Annotated in this window: 21 protein-coding genes; 14 read left to right on the forward strand and 7 right to left on the reverse strand. The window is 71.0% G+C overall.

The features are described from left to right. Nucleotides 1-295 (reverse strand): hypothetical protein (locus KTR66_RS20690; RefSeq protein WP_213615986.1); only part of this gene is annotated, 295 nt, incomplete at its 3' end. On the opposite strand from KTR66_RS20690, the gene KTR66_RS20695 reads away from it, so the two are divergent. Next, nucleotides 285-716: a hypothetical protein gene (locus KTR66_RS20695; RefSeq protein WP_213615988.1), complete on the forward strand. Its 432-nt coding sequence runs from the start codon at nucleotides 285-287 to the stop codon at nucleotides 714-716. The genes KTR66_RS20690 and KTR66_RS20695 overlap by 11 nt on opposite strands. A gap of 6 nt (nucleotides 717-722) precedes the next feature. Here KTR66_RS20695 and KTR66_RS20700 read toward each other — a convergent pair whose 3' ends face one another. Further along, nucleotides 723-1,106 (reverse strand): hypothetical protein, encoded by a 384-nt coding sequence (locus tag KTR66_RS20700; protein WP_213615990.1) that lies wholly within the window; start codon nucleotides 1,104-1,106, stop codon nucleotides 723-725. A 168-nt stretch (nucleotides 1,107-1,274) separates the two neighbouring features. On the opposite strand from KTR66_RS20700, the gene tolB reads away from it, so the two are divergent. The 7 genes from tolB to KTR66_RS20735 all read left to right on the forward strand — a co-directional run bounded on the left by tolB (nucleotide 1,275) and on the right by KTR66_RS20735 (nucleotide 8,893). Further along, complete coding sequence (gene tolB / locus KTR66_RS20705; RefSeq protein ID WP_213615992.1) at nucleotides 1,275-2,627, forward strand: Tol-Pal system beta propeller repeat protein TolB; 1,353 nt, start codon at nucleotides 1,275-1,277, stop codon at nucleotides 2,625-2,627. Nucleotides 2,628-2,802: 175 nt separating this feature from the next. After that, nucleotides 2,803-3,279: a peptidoglycan-associated lipoprotein Pal gene (gene pal, locus KTR66_RS20710; protein ID WP_213615994.1), complete on the forward strand. Its 477-nt coding sequence runs from the start codon at nucleotides 2,803-2,805 to the stop codon at nucleotides 3,277-3,279. Nucleotides 3,280-3,293: 14 nt separating this feature from the next. Beyond that, nucleotides 3,294-4,145 (forward strand): hypothetical protein, encoded by an 852-nt coding sequence (locus KTR66_RS20715; protein WP_371819185.1) that lies wholly within the window; start codon nucleotides 3,294-3,296, stop codon nucleotides 4,143-4,145. A gap of 80 nt (nucleotides 4,146-4,225) precedes the next feature. Then, a complete protein-coding gene (gene tilS, locus KTR66_RS20720) occupies nucleotides 4,226-5,482 on the forward strand; it encodes a tRNA lysidine(34) synthetase TilS (protein WP_213615996.1) in 1,257 nt (418 codons plus the stop codon). Beyond that, nucleotides 5,479-7,401: an ATP-dependent zinc metalloprotease FtsH gene (gene ftsH, locus KTR66_RS20725; protein ID WP_371819186.1), complete on the forward strand. Its 1,923-nt coding sequence runs from the start codon at nucleotides 5,479-5,481 to the stop codon at nucleotides 7,399-7,401. Before tilS ends, ftsH begins: the two co-directional genes overlap by 4 nt. Continuing rightward, complete coding sequence (gene folP / locus KTR66_RS20730; RefSeq protein WP_213616000.1) at nucleotides 7,401-8,426, forward strand: dihydropteroate synthase; 1,026 nt, start codon at nucleotides 7,401-7,403, stop codon at nucleotides 8,424-8,426. Before ftsH ends, folP begins: the two co-directional genes overlap by 1 nt. A 2-nt stretch (nucleotides 8,427-8,428) precedes the next feature. After that, the gene (locus KTR66_RS20735) at nucleotides 8,429-8,893 is read left to right on the forward strand and encodes a TspO/MBR family protein (RefSeq protein WP_213616002.1); all 465 of its coding nucleotides are present in this window, start codon (nucleotides 8,429-8,431) and stop codon (nucleotides 8,891-8,893) included. 6 nt (nucleotides 8,894-8,899) lie between these two features. Here the strand turns inward: KTR66_RS20735 and KTR66_RS20740 are convergent, their stop codons facing one another. Further along, nucleotides 8,900-10,117: an RsmB/NOP family class I SAM-dependent RNA methyltransferase gene (locus KTR66_RS20740; RefSeq protein ID WP_213616004.1), complete on the reverse strand. Its 1,218-nt coding sequence runs from the start codon at nucleotides 10,115-10,117 to the stop codon at nucleotides 8,900-8,902. A gap of 49 nt (nucleotides 10,118-10,166) precedes the next feature. Here KTR66_RS20740 and KTR66_RS20745 point away from each other — a divergent pair, with 49 nt between their 5' ends. Both KTR66_RS20745 and KTR66_RS20750 read left to right on the forward strand, forming a co-directional pair. Beyond that, a complete protein-coding gene (locus tag KTR66_RS20745) occupies nucleotides 10,167-11,855 on the forward strand; it encodes a glycosyltransferase family 39 protein (protein WP_249732303.1) in 1,689 nt (562 codons plus the stop codon). Then, on the forward strand, nucleotides 11,852-12,463 hold the full coding sequence (locus tag KTR66_RS20750; RefSeq protein WP_213616006.1) for a DedA family protein: 612 nt from the start codon (nucleotides 11,852-11,854) through the stop codon (nucleotides 12,461-12,463). The genes KTR66_RS20745 and KTR66_RS20750 overlap by 4 nt, the downstream gene beginning before the upstream one ends. Nucleotides 12,464-12,636: 173 nt before the next feature. Here KTR66_RS20750 and KTR66_RS20755 read toward each other — a convergent pair whose 3' ends face one another. Both KTR66_RS20755 and KTR66_RS20760 read right to left on the reverse strand, forming a co-directional pair. After that, nucleotides 12,637-13,428: a class I SAM-dependent methyltransferase gene (locus KTR66_RS20755; RefSeq protein WP_213616008.1), complete on the reverse strand. Its 792-nt coding sequence runs from the start codon at nucleotides 13,426-13,428 to the stop codon at nucleotides 12,637-12,639. Next, on the reverse strand, nucleotides 13,425-13,883 hold the full coding sequence (locus KTR66_RS20760) for an L-2-amino-thiazoline-4-carboxylic acid hydrolase (RefSeq protein WP_213616010.1): 459 nt from the start codon (nucleotides 13,881-13,883) through the stop codon (nucleotides 13,425-13,427). Before KTR66_RS20760 ends, KTR66_RS20755 begins: the two co-directional genes overlap by 4 nt. Nucleotides 13,884-14,027: 144 nt before the next feature. Here KTR66_RS20760 and KTR66_RS20765 point away from each other — a divergent pair, with 144 nt between their 5' ends. The 3 genes from KTR66_RS20765 (at nucleotide 14,028) to KTR66_RS20775 (ending at nucleotide 16,254) form a co-directional block, all read left to right on the forward strand. Beyond that, nucleotides 14,028-14,786, forward strand: a complete 759-nt coding sequence (locus KTR66_RS20765; RefSeq protein WP_213616012.1) for a hypothetical protein — start codon at nucleotides 14,028-14,030, stop codon at nucleotides 14,784-14,786. Between the two features lie 102 nt (nucleotides 14,787-14,888). Beyond that, the gene (locus KTR66_RS20770; RefSeq protein ID WP_213616014.1) at nucleotides 14,889-15,854 is read left to right on the forward strand and encodes a tripartite tricarboxylate transporter substrate binding protein; all 966 of its coding nucleotides are present in this window, start codon (nucleotides 14,889-14,891) and stop codon (nucleotides 15,852-15,854) included. A 7-nt stretch (nucleotides 15,855-15,861) separates the two neighbouring features. Next, nucleotides 15,862-16,254 (forward strand): RidA family protein, encoded by a 393-nt coding sequence (locus KTR66_RS20775; protein ID WP_213616016.1) that lies wholly within the window; start codon nucleotides 15,862-15,864, stop codon nucleotides 16,252-16,254. A gap of 45 nt (nucleotides 16,255-16,299) precedes the next feature. On the opposite strand, the gene KTR66_RS20780 is transcribed toward KTR66_RS20775, so the two are convergent. After that, nucleotides 16,300-17,499, reverse strand: coding sequence for an MFS transporter (locus tag KTR66_RS20780; RefSeq protein WP_213616018.1), 1,200 nt, complete (start codon nucleotides 17,497-17,499; stop codon nucleotides 16,300-16,302). Further along, on the reverse strand, nucleotides 17,496-18,182 hold the full coding sequence (locus KTR66_RS20785; protein ID WP_213616020.1) for a helix-turn-helix transcriptional regulator: 687 nt from the start codon (nucleotides 18,180-18,182) through the stop codon (nucleotides 17,496-17,498). Before KTR66_RS20785 ends, KTR66_RS20780 begins: the two co-directional genes overlap by 4 nt. A gap of 109 nt (nucleotides 18,183-18,291) precedes the next feature. Between KTR66_RS20785 and KTR66_RS20790 the strand changes: the two genes are divergently transcribed. Further along, nucleotides 18,292-19,161, forward strand: a complete 870-nt coding sequence (locus KTR66_RS20790) for an endonuclease/exonuclease/phosphatase family protein (RefSeq protein ID WP_213616022.1) — start codon at nucleotides 18,292-18,294, stop codon at nucleotides 19,159-19,161. The last annotated feature ends 1 nt before the right edge of the window (nucleotide 19,162 follow it).

A 19,162-nucleotide genomic window follows, 5' to 3' on the forward strand; every position in this document is an offset into this window, starting at 1 on the left:
CCCCGGCGCCGACGCCGACACCGCCGAGCCAGGCTGCGCGCCCCGCGCCCGCGACCCCGCCGCCCGAGCCTGCGCCCTCGCCCGTGCCGGCACCGCCGCGCCCGCAGCAGCAGGCCCAGGCGCCGACACCGCCGAGCCCCACGCCGCCGCCGCCCACGCCCGCGCGCCCCACGCCGCCCTTGCCGCTGCCGCCGCCGCCCATGCCGCCGCCGCCCGAGCCCGCGCGCACCCCCGGCACCGGCCAGACGCCGCCCGTGCAGCGGCCGGAGGAGCGCAGCCAATCCGTGCTGAACACGCTGGAGCGGCTGCGCCAGCAACAGCAGCAGCAACAGCCGCCCACGGCGCGCGCCAACCCGGCACCTGGCTCGCCCCAGCAGGGTGGTGGCGCGCCGCAGGGGGCGGCCAACCTGACGGCGGCCGAGCGCGCCGGCCTCGCCGACAAGATCGGCGAATGCTGGGCGGTGGATGCCGGGGCGCCCAACATCCAGAACATCATCGTGGAGTTGCGCGTGGTGACGGATGCCGCCGGCGTGGTGCGTCAGGTGACGCCCAATGGCGCGGCGCCGACCGAGCCCCGCGCCCGCATGGTCTTCGAGGCGGCGCGCCGCGCCCTGCTCGACCCGCGCTGCAACCCGCTGCCCCTGCCGCGCGAGCGGCTGGACGCGCTGCGCAACACGGTGTTCCGCTTCAACCCGCGCGAGTTGGGCCTGCGCTGAGCGGCCTCAGGCCGCCGTGCAGCCAAGGAAGCGGATCTGCATGGTCGAACCGGCCAGCGAGCCGCCGAAGGGGTAGAATCCGGCCAAGGTCGCCACCTGCCCAGCGGCGATGAGTCCGCTGATGGTCCCTGTCTTGCGTTGATTGTTGCCGCTCAGCGTCACTTCCGCTGTGGCGCGCACCGGGGAGGCGCCCCGGTTCACAATGCCGAAGCGGATCGAGTTCAGCGTGCTCCCGGAATGCGAAACCTCCACGACGCGCAGGTCGCAGCCATTGCTGCGGTTGCCGGCGATCGCGAGATTGGTGCCCGTCCAGGTCGTCTGCGCCTGGGCCTGGGTCGCGGCCAGGGCAGGGAGGGTGGCGAGAACGGCGAGGGCGAGGATCTTCTTCATGGGGCATCTCCTGTCGGCGCGCAGGTTGCCCCCGCTTGGGAAGCTCTTCAATCGTGCCGGCCCGATCCTGGCCATCGGCCCTGCCGATCATGCCGGGTCCGCACAGGGAGAGATTCACCTTTGGCCCAGAATCGGGCAGAAGAGCCTGAGGTTTGGAGTAGGCCGCACATGAGCACGATCAACCGCCGTTCGTTTCTGGCTGCCGGCCTCGTGGCGCCGGGCATTTTCGCCACGCCCTGGCCGGCCAGCGGCCAGTCGGGGCAGCCCACCATCGTGGACATCACCCGCGCCCGCACCGAGCCCATCCCCATCGCCATCCCCAACATGGCGGGCACGGGCAGCGAGGGCGCGCGCCTCGGCGCGCAGATCGCCCAGGTCATCACCAACAACCTGCGCAATTCCGGCCTGTTCCGCCCGGTCGAGCGCGCGGCCTTCATCCAGTCGCCCGAGGCGGCGGCGGCCACGCCCCGCTTCCAGGACTGGCGCGTGATCGGCGCCGTCGGCCTCGTCACCGGCCGCGTGGATGCGAGCGGCGACCGGCTGCGCGTCGAATTCCGCCTCTGGGACATCCTGCCCGAACAGCAGGCGCTGGGCACCGCCTATAATGCCAGCCTCTCCAACTGGCGGCAGATCGCGCACATCATCTCGGACGACATCTACAAGCGGATGCTGGGCGAGAACGGCTATTTCAACACCCGCATCGCCTATATCGCCGAAACGGGTCCGCGTGACCGACGCACCCGGCGCCTCGCGATCATGGACCAGGATGGCGAGAACAACCGCTTCCTGACGGATGGCCAGTTCCAGGCGCTGACGCCGCGCTTCCACCCGAACGCGACGCAGATCGCCTTCATGTCCTATCAGCGCAACGAGCCGCGCGTGTATCTCTTCAGCCTGGGGAGCGGCCGGCAGGAGGTGCTGGGCAATTTCGGCGGCATGACGCTGAGCCCGCGCTTCTCGCCCGATGGGCGCAGCGTCGTGCTCTCCGCCATCCGGGGCGGCGATGCCAACATCTTCGTGGTGGACCTCGCCTCGCGGCGCGAGCGGCAGCTCACCAACTCGCCGGGTCTCGACGTCTCGCCCTGCTTTTCGCCGGATGGCACGCAGATCGTCTTCAACTCGGACCGCGGCGGCGACCAGCAGCTCTACGTCATGGATGCGAATGGCGGCGGCGCGCGGCGCATCTCCTTCGGCAATGGCCGCTACGCCACGCCCGTCTGGTCGCCGCGCGGCGACCTCATCGCCTTCACCCGCATTTCGCGCGGGCAATTCGCGATCGGCGTGATGCGGCCCGACGGCTCGGGCGAGCGCATCCTCTCCGAGGGCTGGGCGATGGAAGGGCCGACCTTCGCGCCCAATGGCCGCGTCATCATGTTCTATCGCGAGAGCGCATCCCGCGATCAGCGCGGTGCGGGCTATTCCGCGCGCCTCTCCTCGATCGACATCGCGGGCTTCAACGAGCGGCAGATCGTGACGCCGACCGATGCGACAGATCCGAGCTGGTCACCGCTGATCAGTTGACCCGCTGGCGCAGTTGCCCTGTCACGGAGTGTGACCATGCGGTCATTGCGCAGCTTTCGCCTTGATTGCGCCATGTGGCGACGGTAGGGGACTCGCTCATCATTTGATGGCTGGCGCGCTCCGCCGCAGGCGGAGCCTGGGCGCCAGCCTCTCGGAGCCATCGAAGGAGATGACCATGGCCGCCACGAAATCCCTCCTTGCCGCGATTGCGGCCGCGGGCCTGCTCGTCGCCTGCTCGTCGGACAATGACAGCGCCAACACCGGCGGTGCGGGCGCCGGCGCGGGGCAGATCCGCCCCGGCAGCCAGGAGGACCTGGTGGCGAATGTCGGCGACCGCGTGCTGTTCGACACCGATCGCAGCAATATCCGCGCCGACCAGCGCCCGGTGCTCGAGCGTCAGGCCCGCTGGATGGGCCAGTACCCGGCCGTGCAGGTGATGGTCGAGGGCCACACGGACGAGCGCGGCACGCGCGAGTACAACCTCGCCCTCGGCCAGCGCCGCGCCAATGCGGCGCGTGACGTCCTGGTGGCGGGCGGCGTGGCCGGCACCCGCATCACGACCATCAGCTACGGCAAGGACCGCCCTGAGGCGCTCGGCTCCAACGAGCAGGCCTGGGCGCAGAACCGCCGCGCCGTCACCGTCGTCCGCTGATCGGGTGAGGGGCCGTGTCGGCATTTCCGGCTGAGGGCGGGTCGCAGCTGCGCTTCCTCGCGGCGGGCCTGGTCGCGGGCGCTTTGGCCCTCGCCGGCCCGGCGCTCGCGCAGATGGACAGCCGCGAAGGCATCGCGCTCCAGAACCAGATCCTGCAATTGCGGCAGGAGATGGAGCAGTTGCGCAGCCGTGGCGGATCGGCTCCCGCGCCGGTCGCCCGGGGCGGTTCTGGCGGTGGAGAGCTGGTGGGCCAGTTGCTCGACCGCGTGAACACGTTGGAGGAGGAAGTCCGCCGCCAGCGCGGCCGCGTGGACGTGTTGGAGAACCAGAACCGCCGCCTCGCCGAGGATATCGAGAAGCTGCGCGGGGATATGGATTTCCGCCTGAGCCAGGGCGGCGGCGGGGGCGCTGCGCCTGCCGCGCCGTCGCGCCCGGCGGCGCCTGCCGGGCCGCCAACCACCAGCACCGGCGGTGCTGCGCCCCGCACGCCCGAGCGCGCATTGGCCGATGGCCAGGCCGCCCTCGGCCGGCGTGACTTCGCCGCCGCCGAGGCCGCGGCGCGCGAGGCTCTTGCCGGCCGCTCCGGCGCCGCCACCGTGGCCGGCCAGATGCTGCTCGGCGATGCGCTGCTGGGCAAGCGCGACTTCGGCAATGCGGCGATCGCCTTCAACGAGGCCTATACCCGCGCCCGCACCGGCCCCCGTGCGCCCGAGGCGCTGATCGGCCTGGCCGGCGCCTTCCAGGGCCTGGGCAACCGCCGCGAGGCCTGCGACACGCTGAACGACCTGCGCAGCCAGTTCCCGAATCTCTCGGGACCGATGGCTGAGCGCGCCAATGCGGCGCGGCAGCGGGGGCAGTGCCGCTAGCGCCGGCGGAGGGGCTCCGCCCCTCGGCACCTGCAAGAACCTCAGGTTCTTGCATCTCCGACTCTGAATTCGCAGCGCTCATGTCCCCGTTGGGGCCCTTCGCTGGTTTGATTGCCGTCGGATGTTCGGGTGGGCCGGACAGCCTGGCCCTGACGCGGCTCGCTGATCGTTGGGCGCGCCAGCGCGGCGTCGCCCTTCTCGCCCTGATCGTCGACCATGGGCTCCGGCCGGAATCGGCGGCAGAGGCCGAAGCCACCGCCATGGCCCTCACCGCGCGGGGCATCGCGACCAGCATCATCCCACTGGCGCTGCCACCCGGACCCCGCCTGCAGGAACGCGCCCGCGCCGCCCGCCGCTCCGCCCTCCTCGCCGCCTGTGCCGGGGCGGGGGCGCCGCACCTCCTGCTTGCCCACCACGCCGAGGACCAGGCGGAAACGATCCTGTTCCGGGCGCTCCGAGGCAGCACCGCCCGCGGCCTGGCCGGCATGGCGCCCGTGACGGTGGCCGCCGAGGCACTGATCCTCCGCCCGCTGCTCGGCGAGCCCAAGGCGCGCCTCGCTGCGACTCTGGCGGACTGGGGTGTGACGCCGGTGCAGGATCCCTCCAACGACAATCCCCGTTTCGCCCGCGCTCGTCTGCGTGAAGCGGCGCCCGGGCCGCTCGATGCCACGGCCTTCGTCCGCCGCCGTGCCCGCCATGCCGGGGAAGAGGCCAGGCGGCTGGTCGCCTCCGTCCGGCTCTTGCCTGAGGGTTGCGCGGAGATCGACCGCGCCGCGCTGGGGCGGGACCGCGTCGCCCGTCGCGTCATGACCGCGTTGATCCGTGCCATCGGCGGGGCTGCCTATGCGCCTCCCGAGAGGGCGGTAGCCGCCATGCTCATGCGCGGTTCCGGCACCTTGGGGGGGGCCCGTTGGCTGTCTGGGGGGCGCTGGCTCGTCCGCGAGGCTGCGACGGGCGGCCGGGATGCGGCAACCGGGCTCTGGGATGGCCGGTTCCGCTGCCCGCCCCCTCCGCCCGGCTTCGCGCTGCGCCCCCTTGGCACGGAGGCGGCTCGGTTCCGCCCCCGCTTCCGGCATCTGCCCGCATCCGCCCTCGCGGCCTTGCCCGCCCTCTGGCGCGAGGGCGATGGAATGCTGGCCCTTGTGCCGCATCTGGCCTACCATGCGCACGGATCAGCACTTTTCGAGCCAGTCTACTTCGCGCCGCTCGCCGGGCCCGTCACCGAATCTCACCCTTCCGGTGATTTTCATGGCCCCCGGGCATTCTCTCGGGGGGCGCCGACACCATGTTCACCATATGCCGGATCTGAGCCCGGCGAAGGGGAATGCGACACGTGAGCAATTTCGGCCGCAACCTGGCCTTGTGGGTGATCGTCGCGCTGCTGCTGGTGGCGCTGTTCAACCTGTTCCAGCCCTCGGGCCCGAGCAGCCGCGCCCAGATGCAGGTGGCCTATAGCGACTTCCTCAATGAGGTGAACGCGGGCCATGTGCGGGATGTGGTGATCCAGGGCCGCACCGTCTCCGGCCAGCTGACCGATGGGCGCAGCTTCACCACCTTCACGCCGGAAGACCCGGCGATGATCTCCAAGCTGACCGACAAGGGCGTGCGCGTGGTGGCGCGGCCCGAGGAAAGCGAGGTCAATCCGCTCTTCCAGATCCTGATCAGCTGGTTCCCGATGCTGCTGCTGATCGGCGTCTGGATCTTCTTCATGCGCCAGATGCAGGGCGGCGGCGGTCGTGCCATGGGCTTCGGCAAGTCCAAGGCCAAGCTGCTGACCGAAAAGCATGGCCGCGTGACCTTCGAGGACGTGGCCGGCATCGACGAAGCCAAGGCGGAACTCGAGGAGATCGTGGACTTCCTGCGGGACCCCGCGAAGTTCCAGAAGCTCGGCGGCAAGATCCCCAAGGGCGTTCTGCTGGTGGGCCCGCCCGGCACCGGCAAGACGCTGCTGGCGCGCTCCATCGCGGGCGAGGCGAATGTGCCCTTCTTCACCATCTCGGGCTCCGACTTCGTCGAGATGTTCGTGGGCGTGGGTGCCTCCCGCGTGCGTGACATGTTCGAGCAGGGCAAGAAGAACGCGCCCTGCCTGATCTTCATCGACGAAATCGACGCGGTGGGCCGCCATCGCGGCGCCGGCCTCGGCGGCGGCAATGACGAGCGCGAGCAGACGCTGAACCAGATGCTGGTCGAGATGGACGGCTTCGAGAGCAACGAAGGCGTCATCATCATCGCGGCTACCAACCGGCCGGACGTGCTGGACCCCGCGCTGCTCCGCCCCGGCCGCTTCGACCGCCAGGTGGTGGTGCCGAACCCGGACGTGAACGGGCGCGAGAAGATCCTGCGCGTGCACATGCGCAAGGTGCCGCTCGCTTCCGACGTGGACCCCAAGACCATCGCCCGTGGCACGCCCGGCTTCTCCGGCGCTGACCTCGCCAACCTGGTGAATGAGGCCGCGCTGCTGGCCGCCCGCACCAGCCGCCGCACCGTCGGCATGGCCGAGTTCGAGGCCGCGAAGGACAAGGTGATGATGGGTGCGGAGCGCCGCAGCCTCGTCATGTCCGAGGATGAGAAGAAGATGACCGCCTATCACGAGGCGGGCCACGCGCTGGTGGCGATGCACGAGCCGGAATGCGACCCCGTCCACAAGGCCACCATCATCCCGCGCGGCCGCGCGCTGGGCCTGGTGATGAGCCTGCCGGCCGGCGACCGCTACTCCAAGCACAAGTCCAAGATGACGGCCGAGCTCGCCATGGCGATGGGCGGCCGCGTCGCCGAGGAGATCGTCTTCGGCGCGGACAAGGTGAGCAACGGCGCCTCGGGCGACATCAAGATGGCCACCAACATGGCCCGCATGATGGTCACCGAATGGGGCATGTCGGACAAGCTCGGCATGGTCGCCTATGGCGAGAACAGCCAGGAGGTCTTCCTCGGCCATTCCGTCACGCAGTCGAAGAACCTCTCGGAAGAAACCGCGCGGATCATCGACAGCGAAATCCGCGGCATCATCGACCGCGCCTATGCCCGCGCCACGCATATCCTCACGGAAAACCGCGAGGAACTGGAGCGCCTGGCCAAGGGCCTGCTGGAATACGAGACGCTTTCGGGCGACGAGATCCGCACCGTCCTGCGCGGCGAGCCGGTGGTGCGCAACCGCCCCGACGAGCCGACCTCGGCCGGGCGTGGCAGTGTGCCGAGCGCGGGCCGCAACCCGCGCCCCGACACCGGCGGCGGGCTGAACCCGCAACCGGCGGGGTGATGTCCACCGAATGGCTGGAGCCGCTGGGCCTGTTGCAGGGCCCCGCGGCCTTCGCCGCGCTGCGCGATGGGCTCGCCCTGCCACTGCAGGGCGGGCCCTTTGCCTTCACGCTGGTGCGGGAGCCGGCCGGCACCGTGCTTGTGCCGCCCGACGACCACCCGGCGCTGGAGCGGCTGACCCGCCCGCTGCCGCCCTTCGCCGGCATCGAGCGCCATCGTGCGCGGCCGCTCGTCATGGGCATCGTGAACTGCACGCCGGACAGCTTCTCGGGCGATGGGCTGGGGGCTGCGCATGACGCCGCCATCGCCCAGGGCCACGCCATGCTGGAAGCGGGCGCCGACATCCTCGATGTCGGCGGCGAGAGCACGCGGCCCGATGCCGCGCCGGTGACGCCGGAGGAGGAGCAGGCGCGCATCCTCCCCGTCATCCGCGCGCTGGCCAAGGCCGCGCCCGTCAGCGTGGACACGCGCCACGCGCGGAGCATGGCGGCGGCGCTGGAAGCGGGTGCGGAGATCGTGAACGATGTGAGCGCGCTGCGGCACGATCCCGAGGCGGTCCGCGTCATCGCCCAGGCGCGCTGCCCCGTGATCCTCATGCATATGCGCACGCTCGATCCGCGCACCATGCAGAAGGAGGTGCGCTACGAGGATGCGGCGCTGGAAGTCGCGCGCTTCCTGGAGGGGCGTGTGGCGACGCTGGAGGCGCTGGGCATTCCGCGCGGGCGCATCTGCGTGGACCCGGGCCTCGGCTTCGGCAAGCGCGTGGAGGACAATCTCGCCCTCATCGCGCGGCTGCCGCTTTTCGCCAATCTGGGTTGCACCATCCTGGTCGGCGCCTCGCGCAAATCCTTCATCGGCCGCATCACCGGCGTGGCGGAGGCCGGGCAGCGTATGCCTGGCAGTCTCGGCATCGCCCTGGCGGCGGCGGCGCAAGGCGCCCATATCCTGCGCGTGCATGACGTGGCGGAGACGGTGCAGGCGCTGCAATGCGCCGAGGCCGTGGCCGTGGGTTTCGAAGAGGGCTGAGAATGTCTGAATGGCTGCCCCTCGGGGGGTTTTTCCTGGCCTGCTTCGCCACAGCGGCCTCGGGCGCCATCTTCTCCCCGGGCGAATGGTATGAGCGGCTGAAAAAGCCCTGGTGGAACCCGCCCAACTGGCTCTTCGGCCCGGCCTGGGGCGTGCTCTTCATCATGATCGCGGTGGCGGGCTGGCTCGTCTGGCGGCAGGCGGGCTTCGGCCTCGCCATGTGGCTCTACGGGCTGCAACTGGTGCTGAACTTCGCCTGGTCCGCCCTTTTCTTCGGCCTGAAGCGGCCTGACCTGGCACTCTATGAGCTGATCGCGCTGTGGTTCGCCATCCTCGCCTGCATCTTCGCCTTCGCGCCCATCAGCCCCTGGGGCATGGCGCTGATGATCCCCTATATCGCCTGGGTGAGCTTCGCCGGCTGGCTGAACTACACGATGCTCCGGCTGAACGGGCCGCGCCCGGCCTGACGCGGACTACCCGCGCACCAGGCGCATGGCGAAGAACCCGTCCATGCCCTGGTCGGGCCGCGTCCGCAGATAGCCCGGCCCGGCGGCGCCGATGCCGGGCAGTTCCTCGTTGCGGATCGGGTCGAGCCGCATCCCCTCGGGGATGTGCCCCAGATGCGCCTCGCCTTCCTCGGCCTGGAGCGAGCAGGTGGCGAAGACGATGCGCCCGCCGTGCTTGAGCAGCTTGCACGCCGCCACCAGCAGGTTGCGCTGCTGCGCCGCCAGCACCGCCACATCCTTGGAGCGCTTGAGGTAGGGCACGTCCGGATGGCGGCGGATGGTGCCCGTCGCGGTGCAGGGCGCATCCAGCAGGATGGCGTCGAAGGCCGCCTCGGGCTTCCAGCCGATGACATCGCTGTTCACGAGATCGGGCGTGAGCTTCAGCCGGGCCATGTTCTCGCGCAGGCGCGGCATGCGCGACGCCTCGCGCTCCACCGCCACCACGCGCGCGCCGGCGGCGGCCAACTGCGCGGTCTTGCCGCCCGGGGCCGCGCAAAGATCCGCCACCAGCTCGCCCGGCTTCACCGCCAGCAGCCGCGCGGGCAGGGCGGCCGCGGCGTCCTGCGCCCAGAGCTCGCCCGCCGCGAAGCCGGGGAGTTCCGTGATGCGCGTGCCGGCCGGCATCCGCGCCGTGCCGGTCGGCAGCAGCGTGGCCCCCTCGGGCGGTGTCGCCCCGGGCTTGAGCGAGAGGTCGAGCGGCGCCTCCTGCCGGTGCGCGGCGGCGATGGCGCGCACGGCCGATCCATGCGCGGCATGCCAGGAGGCCCAGAGCCAATTGGGCGTGTCCAGCCGCTCGGCATCCAGCTCTTCCAGCGCGGCCGGGCCATGCTCGGCCACGCGGCGCAGCACGGCGTTCACCAGGCCGGCCAATGGGCGCGGCACGAGGGAGACGGCGGCCGAGACGGCGGCATGCGGCGGCGTGCCCAGCAGCAGCAATTCGGCGGCGCCGATGCGCAGCGCGCGCAGGGCCGGGGCAGGGGGCTGGCGGCGCAGGAAGGGCTCCATCACCGCATCCAGGCTGCCCAGCCGGCGCAGCACGGCGGCGGCGATGCGGTGGCCGGCCGCCTTGTCCCGCGGCTCGATGCTGGCCGGGATGCCGTCCAGCGCCTCCTCCAGCGCGCGGTGCTGCTCCAGCACGGAATCGAGAAGGCTGTCGGCGACGCGGCGGGCTGGAGAGATGCTCATCCCCCGCTTTATGGCCGTGCCCGCCCCCCCGTGCTAGACGCGCGCCGAGATGACCACCTTCCTCCCCCGCATGGACCGCTGGATCAGCGGCATCGGCGCCCGTGCCCAGGCCTGGCCGCGCCTCGCGCTGGTGCTGCTCTGCCTGGCACTCTTCCTGCCCGGCTTCTTCGTGACCCCGGCGACGGACCGCGATGAGAGCCGCTTCTCCCAGGCCACGCGCCAGATGGTGGAGACGGGCGACTACATCCACATCCGCGTGGGGGATGAGGAGCGCAACAAGAAGCCCGTCGGCATCCATTGGGCACAGGCGGCCAGCGTGCATCTGCTGGAAGCCACGGGGTTGGGCACGCGGCGGGATATCTGGGCCTATCGCATCCCCTCGCTGCTCGGCGCCATCCTCGCCGTGCTCGGCACCTTCCAATTCGGCCGCGTGCTGGTGGGCCGCCGCGCCGCGCTGCTGGCGGGTGCCATGCTGGCCGGCTGCATGGTGGTGATGGTCGAGGCGCATATCGCCAAGACCGATGCCGCGCTGCTCGCCACCATCACCGCCGCCATGGGCCTCTTTGGCGCGGCCTATCTCCGGCCCGAGCAGTTCACCGCGCGCGATGCCGCGGCCTTCTGGGTGATCCTCGGCCTCGGCGTGCTGCTCAAGGGCCCGATCGCGCCCATGGTGCCGCTGCTGGCCGGCATCACGCTCGCCATCTCCGACCGTGGCGCCCCCTGGTTCCGCGCGCTGCGCCTGCCTTGGGGCCTGCCGCTGATGCTGCTGATGGTGCTGCCCTGGATGGTGGCCATCGGCATCGCCACCGAGGGCCGCTTCTTCGCCCAGGCCATTGGCGACGACATGCTGGGCAAGGTGGGTTCGGGCGATGAGAAGCATTGGGGCCCGCCCGGCTTCTACCTGCTGAGCTTCCTGATCGCGGCCTTCCCGGCGGGGTTCCTCGTGGTGCTGGCCGCCGCCGGCGCCTGGGCGCAGCGCCGCCAGCCGGTCACGCGCTTCCTGCTGGCCTGGATCGTGCCCACCTGGCTGGTCTTCGAGGCGGTGGCGACCAAGCTGCCGCACTACACCATGCCGACCTACCCCGCGCTGATGCTGCTGGGCGCCATGTGGGCCATGGACCCGCTGCGGCGCGAGCCGCCGCGCTGGCTCATCCGCGCCATGAAGGGCGCGGTCGCTGGCGTGGCCTTCGGCATCGGCGTGGTGGCGCTGGCCGTGCCCTGGTTCGTGACACGGCATGAGCCGCTGGGCGCGCTGCTCGCGCTGCCCTTCGCGGCGCTTCTGACCTGGCTCGTCTGGCGCGAGATGTCGCGTGCCGCCTGGGCCCGCGCCGCCGTGCTGGGCGTGGTGGCCGCCATCCCGCTCTATGCCAGCATCATGCAGCTCACCTTCCCGCGTATCGAGGCGCTGTGGATCGCGCCCCGCCTGGAAGCGGTGCTGGCGCGCGAGGCGCCGGGGCTCGACCCCGCGCAATTCGGCATCACCAGCCATGCCGAACCCTCCACGCTCTTCCACATCGGCGGCGCGCTCCGCCTGCTGCGCCGGGGCGAGGATGCGGCGCGCTTCCTGGCCGAGCGCCCGGGCCGCGTGGTCGCTGTCGGCAATCGCGCGCTGGATGATTTCAACCGCGAGGCCGCCACACTCGGCATCACGCCGCGCCAGATCGGTGAAGTCGCGGGCTTCAACTACACGCGCGGGCGGCCCATCACGCTCAGCCTCTTCAAGGTCACCACCCCATGATTGATCTCGTCACCTCCTGGGTGGCCGCCGCCGGCTATCTCGGCGTCTTCGCGCTGATGTTCCTGGAGAACCTCTTCCCGCCCATCCCCTCAGAACTCATCATGCCCTTCGCGGGCTTTGCCGCCGCGCGGGGCGAGCTTTCGCTGCTGCTGGTGATCGTGGCGGGCGTGGTCGGCACGCTGGTCGGCAATGTCGTCTGGTTCGAAATGGCGCGCGCCTTCGGCGCCGACCGCACGCGCCGCCTCTGCGAGAAATACGGCCGCTGGATCGGCGTGCTGCGCGAGGACCTGGACAAGGCCGAGGCGACGCTGCGCCGCTGGGGCCCGCTCGCGGTGTTCCTCGGCCGCATGATGCCGGGCATCCGCACCGTCATCTCCATCCCGGCCGGGCTGATCGAGATGCCGCGCCTGGTGTTCTACTCCTGGACGGCGCTGGGCAGCACCATCTGGGTCGGCGCGCTGGCGCTGCTCGGCTACATCCTGGAGGAGGGCTACCAGCACATCGAGGGCTATGTGGACCCGATCGGCAAGGTGCTGGTGCTGCTGGTGGCGGGCCTCTTCCTCTGGCAGCTCATCCGCATCTGGACGCGCAAGCCGCCCGCGGCCTGATCCCACATCCCATGGATCGTGACCGATCCATGGGATGTAGCATGTTTTTCCTGCCCTCAGACGCCGGGCGCGGCCTCCGGCCGCTTGGCTTCGCCGGAATGCCGGCGGGCCGCATTCGCGGCCTCGCCCGCCTTCGGCGGGCGTGGGTCATGGACCACGGGATTTAGGATGAGTCAGCCGGGCACCACGCCCATCGCCATGCGCGCCGTGGCCGCGAAGCTGCGCGGCCCATCCGGCGCGCCGGCGCACCAGGCCTCGCGCAGCCCCGCCTCGAAGACCGCGCGTTCCGTCGCATCGAGGCCCGCGAGATAGGGGCCGATGATGCCCTGGTTGCCGCGCCAGGGGCTGAGCCAATCCTCGAAATCCGTGAACTCCATGCGGATCGGCAGGTCATGCTCCACGATCTCGCCAAGCCCCGCCTGCGCCAACAGCCCGCCGAGCTGCCCGGGCTGGCCCACCAGCCCCGCATAATGCCGCGCCCGCCAGGCGGCGCCCGAGGGAAACAGCGCAGCGGCGGTATCGGCAAAGAGCCGCATCGCCGGCATGCCACCCCAGAAATCCCACATGGCGAGCGCGACCTGGCCGCCCGGCCGCGTCACACGCCGCAACTCGCGCACGGCCAACGCCGGATCAGGCACGAAGGCGATGACGAGCAGGGAGAGCGCCGCGTCGAAGCCGCGATCCGCGAAGGGCAGGGACTGCATGTCGCCCTGCCGGAACTCGCCATCCGGCACGCGCTGGCGCGCCGCTTCCAGATAAGGCTCCGCGAGGTCGAGGCCCGTGATGGCCGCCGTCGCATCGCGGGCCCGCAGCGCCTCAGAGAGCGAGCCTGTCCCGCAGCCCGCATCCAGCACGCGGGCGCCGGCGGCCAGCGCGCAGCGATCGAGAAACCCATCGGCCAGCCGGCGGGACCAGCGGCCCATGCTCGCCTCGTAGGAAGCCGCGCTGGTCGCGCGATAGGTCACGCCTCGCGCGTGTAGCGGAAGTTGCAGTGCGTGGCGCCGCCCATGATGGTCTGCGTGCGTTCCAGCTTGAGCTTCGGATCATAGCCCTCGCAAAGCGCGCCATCGCGGTTGCAGGAGAGCACGGCGCCGAGCTTGCCGAGGCCCATCTCGCGATAGGTCTCGGCATAGCGGCAGCGCGTGACGTTGAAGTCGTAATGCGTCTCGTCCTGGCGCAGCACCTCGATGCGCAGCGCGTCATCCAGCTTCCAGCGCTCCATCGCATCGGCGAAGTGCTGGATGCTGGGCTGCTCCGTGGTGGCGGCGATGGCCGCACCCGCCTGCCGCGCCAGCTTCACGATGGCGCGGGAGAGGATTTCCGTCGCCTGCTCCTCGCCCAGGGTCGCGGCCATCTCCTCGAAGATTCCCTTGGCGAAGGCGGCTTCGATGCGGCGCTGCTCGAGAACGGAGATGGTCATGCAAGGCTCCTGCCGGGTGTTGCGCGGCAAGCTTGCCCGAGCTTTCGCCTGCTGCCCATCCGCTGGCTTGCCGCGATTGCCATCCGCTGGCTTGCCGCTCAGCCCGACGCGCGCCAGCATGCGGCCGGCATTGCAGGAGGGACCATGTCGGCCACGCAGATCGCCCGCGCGGGCGGGTATCGCTTCATCCCGGGCGTCTATCAGTACTCAGCCGGCGTCGCGGCCGAGCCCGGCTTCCGGCTGGAGCGCGTGCGCTTCGCAGAGCCTGTGCCGATGGCCGAGGGCTTCGCCCGTATCGCTGCCGTGCTGGAAGCGGCCGGCCGCCCGAAGCAGGCCTTCGCCGCATGCGAACTCCGTTCGCCCGCGCCCTTCACCGAGGCCGGCTTCGAGGCCTTCAACCGCGAATACGGCGCGGTGCTGACCGAATGGGGCATCTTCCAGGACGGGCTGAATCCCATCGCGCGCAGCAATGTCTGCCCCGAGCTGCACAAGCCCGCCGCGCCCAGCTTCCATGCCTTCAGCTTCACCGTGCCGGATGCGGCGGCGGCCCCCTCCTTCGTCGTCGCCGGCAGCGGGGAATCGGCCGAGGGCAAGGGCAGCTACCGCGACAACACCGTGGCGCTGGGCGACCTCTCGCCCGCCGGGATGCGGAAGAAGGCGCAATGGGTGCTGGGCGAGATGGAGCGCCGCATGGCGGCCCTCGGCTTCACCTGGGTCGAGACCACGGGCGTGCAGGCCTATACCGTGCACGATGTGCACCCCTTCCTGGCCGATGAGCTGGTGGCGCGGGGTGCCGCGCGGCACGGCCTCACCTGGCAGTTTTGCCGCCCGCCCGTGGTCGATCTCGAATACGAGATGGATTGCCGCGGCGTCTTTACCGAGCGGGTGCTGCCCAAGGGCTGACGCTCATTTTTGATGCCCGGACGCAAAAACCCGCTCTGGCGCGCTTGACGCCGAGCGGGTGCGGCGCAGCATGATCGGGTGCCGCCCCGAAAGGATTTCGCCATGCCGAAGCTCTCCCGCCGCGCCGCTGGTCTCGCGCTCCTCGCCACGCCTGCCCTCGCCCAGGCCCAATCCTGGGCGCCGAGCCAGCCGGTCCGGGTGATCATCCCCTTCACGCCGGGCGGCACGATGGACACGGTGGTGCGCCCCGTGCAGCAGATCCTGCAGCAGGAGCTCGGCCAGCCCATCATCATGGAGCACCGGCCGGGAGCCGCGACCGTCATCGGCACGCAGGAGGTGATGCGCGCCCCCGCCGATGGCCACACCATGATCATGATCGCCAACAGCTTCGCGGCGAACATCACGCTGCGGCCCAGCATGCCCTACAACTCGCTGCGGGACTTCGCGCCGCTGGCGATGGCGACCGTGGTGCCGCATGTGCTGGTGGTGCACCCTTCCGTCGCCCGCGATTTCCCGGCCTTCATCGCCGCGGGCCGCCGCGCAGGCGCCAATCTCGCCTTCGGCTCCTATGGCATCGGCACCTCGAACCATCTGGGCGGCGAGCAGTTCCGCGAACTCACCGGCATCGGCGCCACCCATGTGCCCTATAATGGCGCACCCCAGGCCTATACCGACCTGATCGGTGGCCGGCTGCAATTCATGTTCGCGAACCTGCCCGACGTGATCCAGCCCGCCCAGGCCGGGCAGATGCGCCCCATCGCCATCTCGGCCGAGCGGCGCGTGCGCGAGCTGCCCGACGTGCCGACCATGGCGGAGCTTGGCTTCCCGCTGGTTCTCTCCGACAGCTGGTTCGGCCTGATCACGCGCGCCGATGTGCCGGCCCCCGCGCGCGCCAGGCTGGAAGCGGCCTGGCTCGCCGCCCTGACGCGGCCCGAGGTGAAGGGCCGCCTGGAAGAGCTCGGCTTCACCGTGCTGGCGAAGCCCGGCGCGGAATTCGGCACCGAGATCCGCCGCTACGCGGACACCTACGCGCAGGTGATCCGCGCCAACAACATCCGCGTGGAGTGAGGAACGCATGAGCACGCCGCTGGAGCACATCTTCGTCGAGGGGCAGTGGAAGGTCGCCGCCCCCCTCTCGCCCGCCGTGAAGGTGGGCAACCTCATGTTCATCTCGGGCATCCCCGCCTATGACGAGAAGGGTGCCTTGGCCGTCGGCGACTTCCCGGCGCAGATGAAGCAGACCATGGCGACCATCACCGGCATCCTGAACAGCGTGGGTGCGGGCTGGGACCGCGTGGCGAAGGTGAATGTGCTGCTGACGCGGCGCGAGGATTTCGAGGAGATGAACCGCATCTACGCGGCGCATTTTCCCGATGGGAAATACCCGGCGCGCACCACCGCCATCGTCTATTCGCTGCCGCGCCCGAACTTCCTGCTGGAGATCGAGGCGGTCGCCGTCCTCGATTAGAGCCTGATCGTCCTTGGTCGCAGACCAAGGGCGTGAATCAGCCTCTCAGCGAACGCCGCGCGGCAGCCAGCGATAGCCGGCCATGCCGGCGAGCAGGCATAGCGCCATGAGGGCGAAGCCGGCGCGATAGCCGGCCTCGCCGGAGCCCACCACGCCCACGGCCCAGCCCACCAGCACCGGCAGCAGCGCCGAGCCCAGCACCTGCGCGAGATTGACCGTGGTGACGCCGCGCCCCACCAGCGCCTCAGGGAAGAGCGCGCGGCCCTGCGTGACGAGCAGGATCGAATAGGCCGAGAAGAAGCAGCACAGCATCAGCAGCGTGACCGCCGCGGCCAGCGGCAATCCCGGCCAGAGGGCGAGGATCAGCAGCGTCCCCACCACCGTGCCGGCCGAGGTCAGAACCGCCGTATCGCGCCCCAGCAGCCGCTCCAGCGGTGGCACCGCCAGTTGCCCGGCTGGCACGGCGAGGCCCATGGCCAGGATGACGCTGCCCCGCGCCGCCGCCTCCAGCCCGTGCACATCGAACAGGTAAGGACCGGCCCAGAGCGCCAGCAGCGTCGCCATGGCCGCATAGGCGAATGTATGCAATGAGAGGATGCGCGGCAGGCCGGGCGTCGCCCAGACGGTGAATTGCCCCGCCAGCACCTGGCCCAGCGTCTCGGCGGCGCGGATGCGCGGCGGCGCATCTGGCGGGTCATCGGCGGCAAAGCGCCACCAGATCAGGCCCACCAGCAGCATCAGGGCGGCCGCGAGCAGAAAGGCGCCGCGCCAGCCCATCACGCCCGCCATGACGGCAAGCGGCGCGCCAGCGGCGAGGATCCCCGCATTGCTCCAGGCGAAGATGGAGGAGAGTGCGCGCGTCAACGCCGGTCCCTTGTGCCAGCGCCCGGTGAGAAACACCGCCGCCATGAAGCTCGCCCCGCAGCCCAGGCCCAGCAGGAAGCGTGCGGCGAGGAATTGCGGGCCATCCTGCGCCATGCCTTGCGCCGCCGCCCCCAGCACGGCGAGGCCTGTGAGCCAGAGCACGAGGCGCCGCGGCCCGATGCGGTCGAGCATCACGCCGACCGGGATCTGCGCCACCATGAGCGCGCCGAAGAAGGCTGTGTTCGCCGCCCCCAGCGCGGCCGGGCCCATGGCGAGATCGGCGGCCAATTCGGGCGCGATCACGCCGACCGCCGCTCGATGGAATTGCGAGGCGCCGGTCATCGTGGCCAGCGCCACGGCCACGCGGGTTGCAGGACTCACAGCGACATCCCGAATTCCGTGGCGAGGGCACGCGCCCCTTCGGGCGTGCAGGCGAGGCGCCGGCGTTGCAGCGTGTCGGTGGCACCAGGCTCGACGCGGGTCAGCCAATGGCGGCGCAGCATCATTGCGGTCACCTCTCGCCCGAGGCCGCCGGCCAGATGGGGCCGCCGCTCGGACCAGTCCATGCAGTCACAGGCGAAGCGCGGCGCGCGGCGGGCGGCGGGCAGGTCCACGCCCAGCGCCGCCATCCGCGCCTCGCCCCGCGCGGTCAGGTCCCAGCCGCCAGGGGCGGCCTCCATCCATTGATCGCCGCTGAGCCGCTCATGCAGCGCGACGCCGAGGCGCCCGGCAAGGTGGTGCCAGCAGAGCCGTCCCTGGCGGAAAGCCTCGCCATGCGGCCAGGATCTCCGCGGGCTTGCCTGCGGAAGGGCGATGAGTGTTTCCAAAGCCGCCGCCACCTCCTCGCCCGCCAGGCGATGATAACGATGCCGGCCTTGGGCATGCACGGCGATCAGCCCCGCCTCCGCCAGCGCCTTGAGTTGAGCGCTGGCCGCCGCTGCGCCGATGCCCGCCACGCGTGCCAGTTCGCCGGCCGTCAGCGCCTCGCCTGGCAGAAGCGCCTGCAGCATGGCGGCGCGGGACGGGTCCCCGATCAGGGCGGCGATGCTGGCGAGGTTGGGCATGTGAAGTTCCGGGTGACTGTCGGCGTCATGGATAGCCGACCACAGGCGCGCATGTTTCGGAACCCGCCGAACCCTCGCGCCTCGTGCGCTTTCCCGGCAGGATGCGCCGATGCGCCTGCTCCTCCCGCTCGCCCTGCTGCTGCTGGCCCTGCCCGCCGCCGCCTCCGAGCTCAAGATCGCCAGCTGGAACATCGCCTGGCTCACCCTCCGCCCGGCGAACGACCCCGATCTGCCGCGCGGCCTGACGCCGCGCCAGCCGGGCGACTTTACCCTGCTGGCCGATTACGTCCGCCGCCTTGATGCCGATGTGGTCGCACTGCAGGAGGTGGACGGGCCGGAAGCCGCCGCGCGCATCTTCAACCCGCGTGACTACGCCTTCTTTTTTCCCGATGAGCGCGACATCCAGCGCACCGGCTTCGCCGTGCGCCGCAGCATCCGCGCCATCCGCAACGCCGATCTGGCAGAGCTGGATCTCGCCCCCAATGCCCGCTTCTCCCAGCGGCGCGGCACCGACATCACGATCGAGCAGGAGGGCCGGATGCTGCGCCTGCTCTCTGTGCATCTCAACGCCGGCTGCCGCGAAGGTCCGATGGATCCGGCGCGCGGCCGCGAGTGTGACAACCTGTCGCGTCAGTCCGAGGTGCTGGCCGGCTGGGTCGCGGCACGCCGGGCGGAGGGCGCCGCCTTTGCCATCCTCGGCGACTTCAACCGCCGCATCCCCGACGCGCGGGATGACCTGCTGGTGCAACTCACGCGCGCCGCGCCGCTGACGCGCGTGAACGAAGGCCTCGGCAATCCCTGCTGGGCGGATGCGCGGGGCGGGCGGCCCTTCATCAGCCACATCTTTCTGGGCGGGCCGGCGCAGCGCTGGCTGGTGCCGGGCAGCCTGCGCGTCATGGTCTATGCCGAGCGTGACCCCGCCATGCGCGACCGCCTTTCCGATCACTGCCCTGTCAGCTTCCGCATCAGGATGAACTGAG

It is taken from the genome of Roseococcus sp. SDR (assembly GCF_019083995.1).
Taxonomy (GTDB): Bacteria; Pseudomonadota; Alphaproteobacteria; order Acetobacterales; family Acetobacteraceae; genus Roseococcus.

Coding starts and splice junctions, on each gene's coding strand:
- KTR66_RS20700 (WP_213615990.1), bottom strand. CDS start 1,106: ATGAAGAAGATCCTCGCCCTCGCCGTTCTCGCCACCCTCCCTGCCCTG.
- tolB (WP_213615992.1), top strand. CDS start 1,275: ATGAGCACGATCAACCGCCGTTCGTTTCTGGCTGCCGGCCTCGTGGCG.
- pal (WP_213615994.1), top strand. CDS start 2,803: ATGGCCGCCACGAAATCCCTCCTTGCCGCGATTGCGGCCGCGGGCCTG.
- tilS (WP_213615996.1), top strand. CDS start 4,226: ATGTCCCCGTTGGGGCCCTTCGCTGGTTTGATTGCCGTCGGATGTTCG.
- folP (WP_213616000.1), top strand. CDS start 7,401: ATGTCCACCGAATGGCTGGAGCCGCTGGGCCTGTTGCAGGGCCCCGCG.
- KTR66_RS20735 (WP_213616002.1), top strand. CDS start 8,429: ATGTCTGAATGGCTGCCCCTCGGGGGGTTTTTCCTGGCCTGCTTCGCC.
- KTR66_RS20740 (WP_213616004.1), bottom strand. CDS start 10,117: ATGAGCATCTCTCCAGCCCGCCGCGTCGCCGACAGCCTTCTCGATTCC.
- KTR66_RS20745 (WP_249732303.1), top strand. CDS start 10,167: ATGACCACCTTCCTCCCCCGCATGGACCGCTGGATCAGCGGCATCGGC.
- KTR66_RS20750 (WP_213616006.1), top strand. CDS start 11,852: ATGATTGATCTCGTCACCTCCTGGGTGGCCGCCGCCGGCTATCTCGGC.
- KTR66_RS20760 (WP_213616010.1), bottom strand. CDS start 13,883: ATGACCATCTCCGTTCTCGAGCAGCGCCGCATCGAAGCCGCCTTCGCC.
- KTR66_RS20765 (WP_213616012.1), top strand. CDS start 14,028: ATGTCGGCCACGCAGATCGCCCGCGCGGGCGGGTATCGCTTCATCCCG.
- KTR66_RS20770 (WP_213616014.1), top strand. CDS start 14,889: ATGCCGAAGCTCTCCCGCCGCGCCGCTGGTCTCGCGCTCCTCGCCACG.
- KTR66_RS20775 (WP_213616016.1), top strand. CDS start 15,862: ATGAGCACGCCGCTGGAGCACATCTTCGTCGAGGGGCAGTGGAAGGTC.
- KTR66_RS20785 (WP_213616020.1), bottom strand. CDS start 18,182: ATGCCCAACCTCGCCAGCATCGCCGCCCTGATCGGGGACCCGTCCCGC.
- KTR66_RS20790 (WP_213616022.1), top strand. CDS start 18,292: ATGCGCCTGCTCCTCCCGCTCGCCCTGCTGCTGCTGGCCCTGCCCGCC.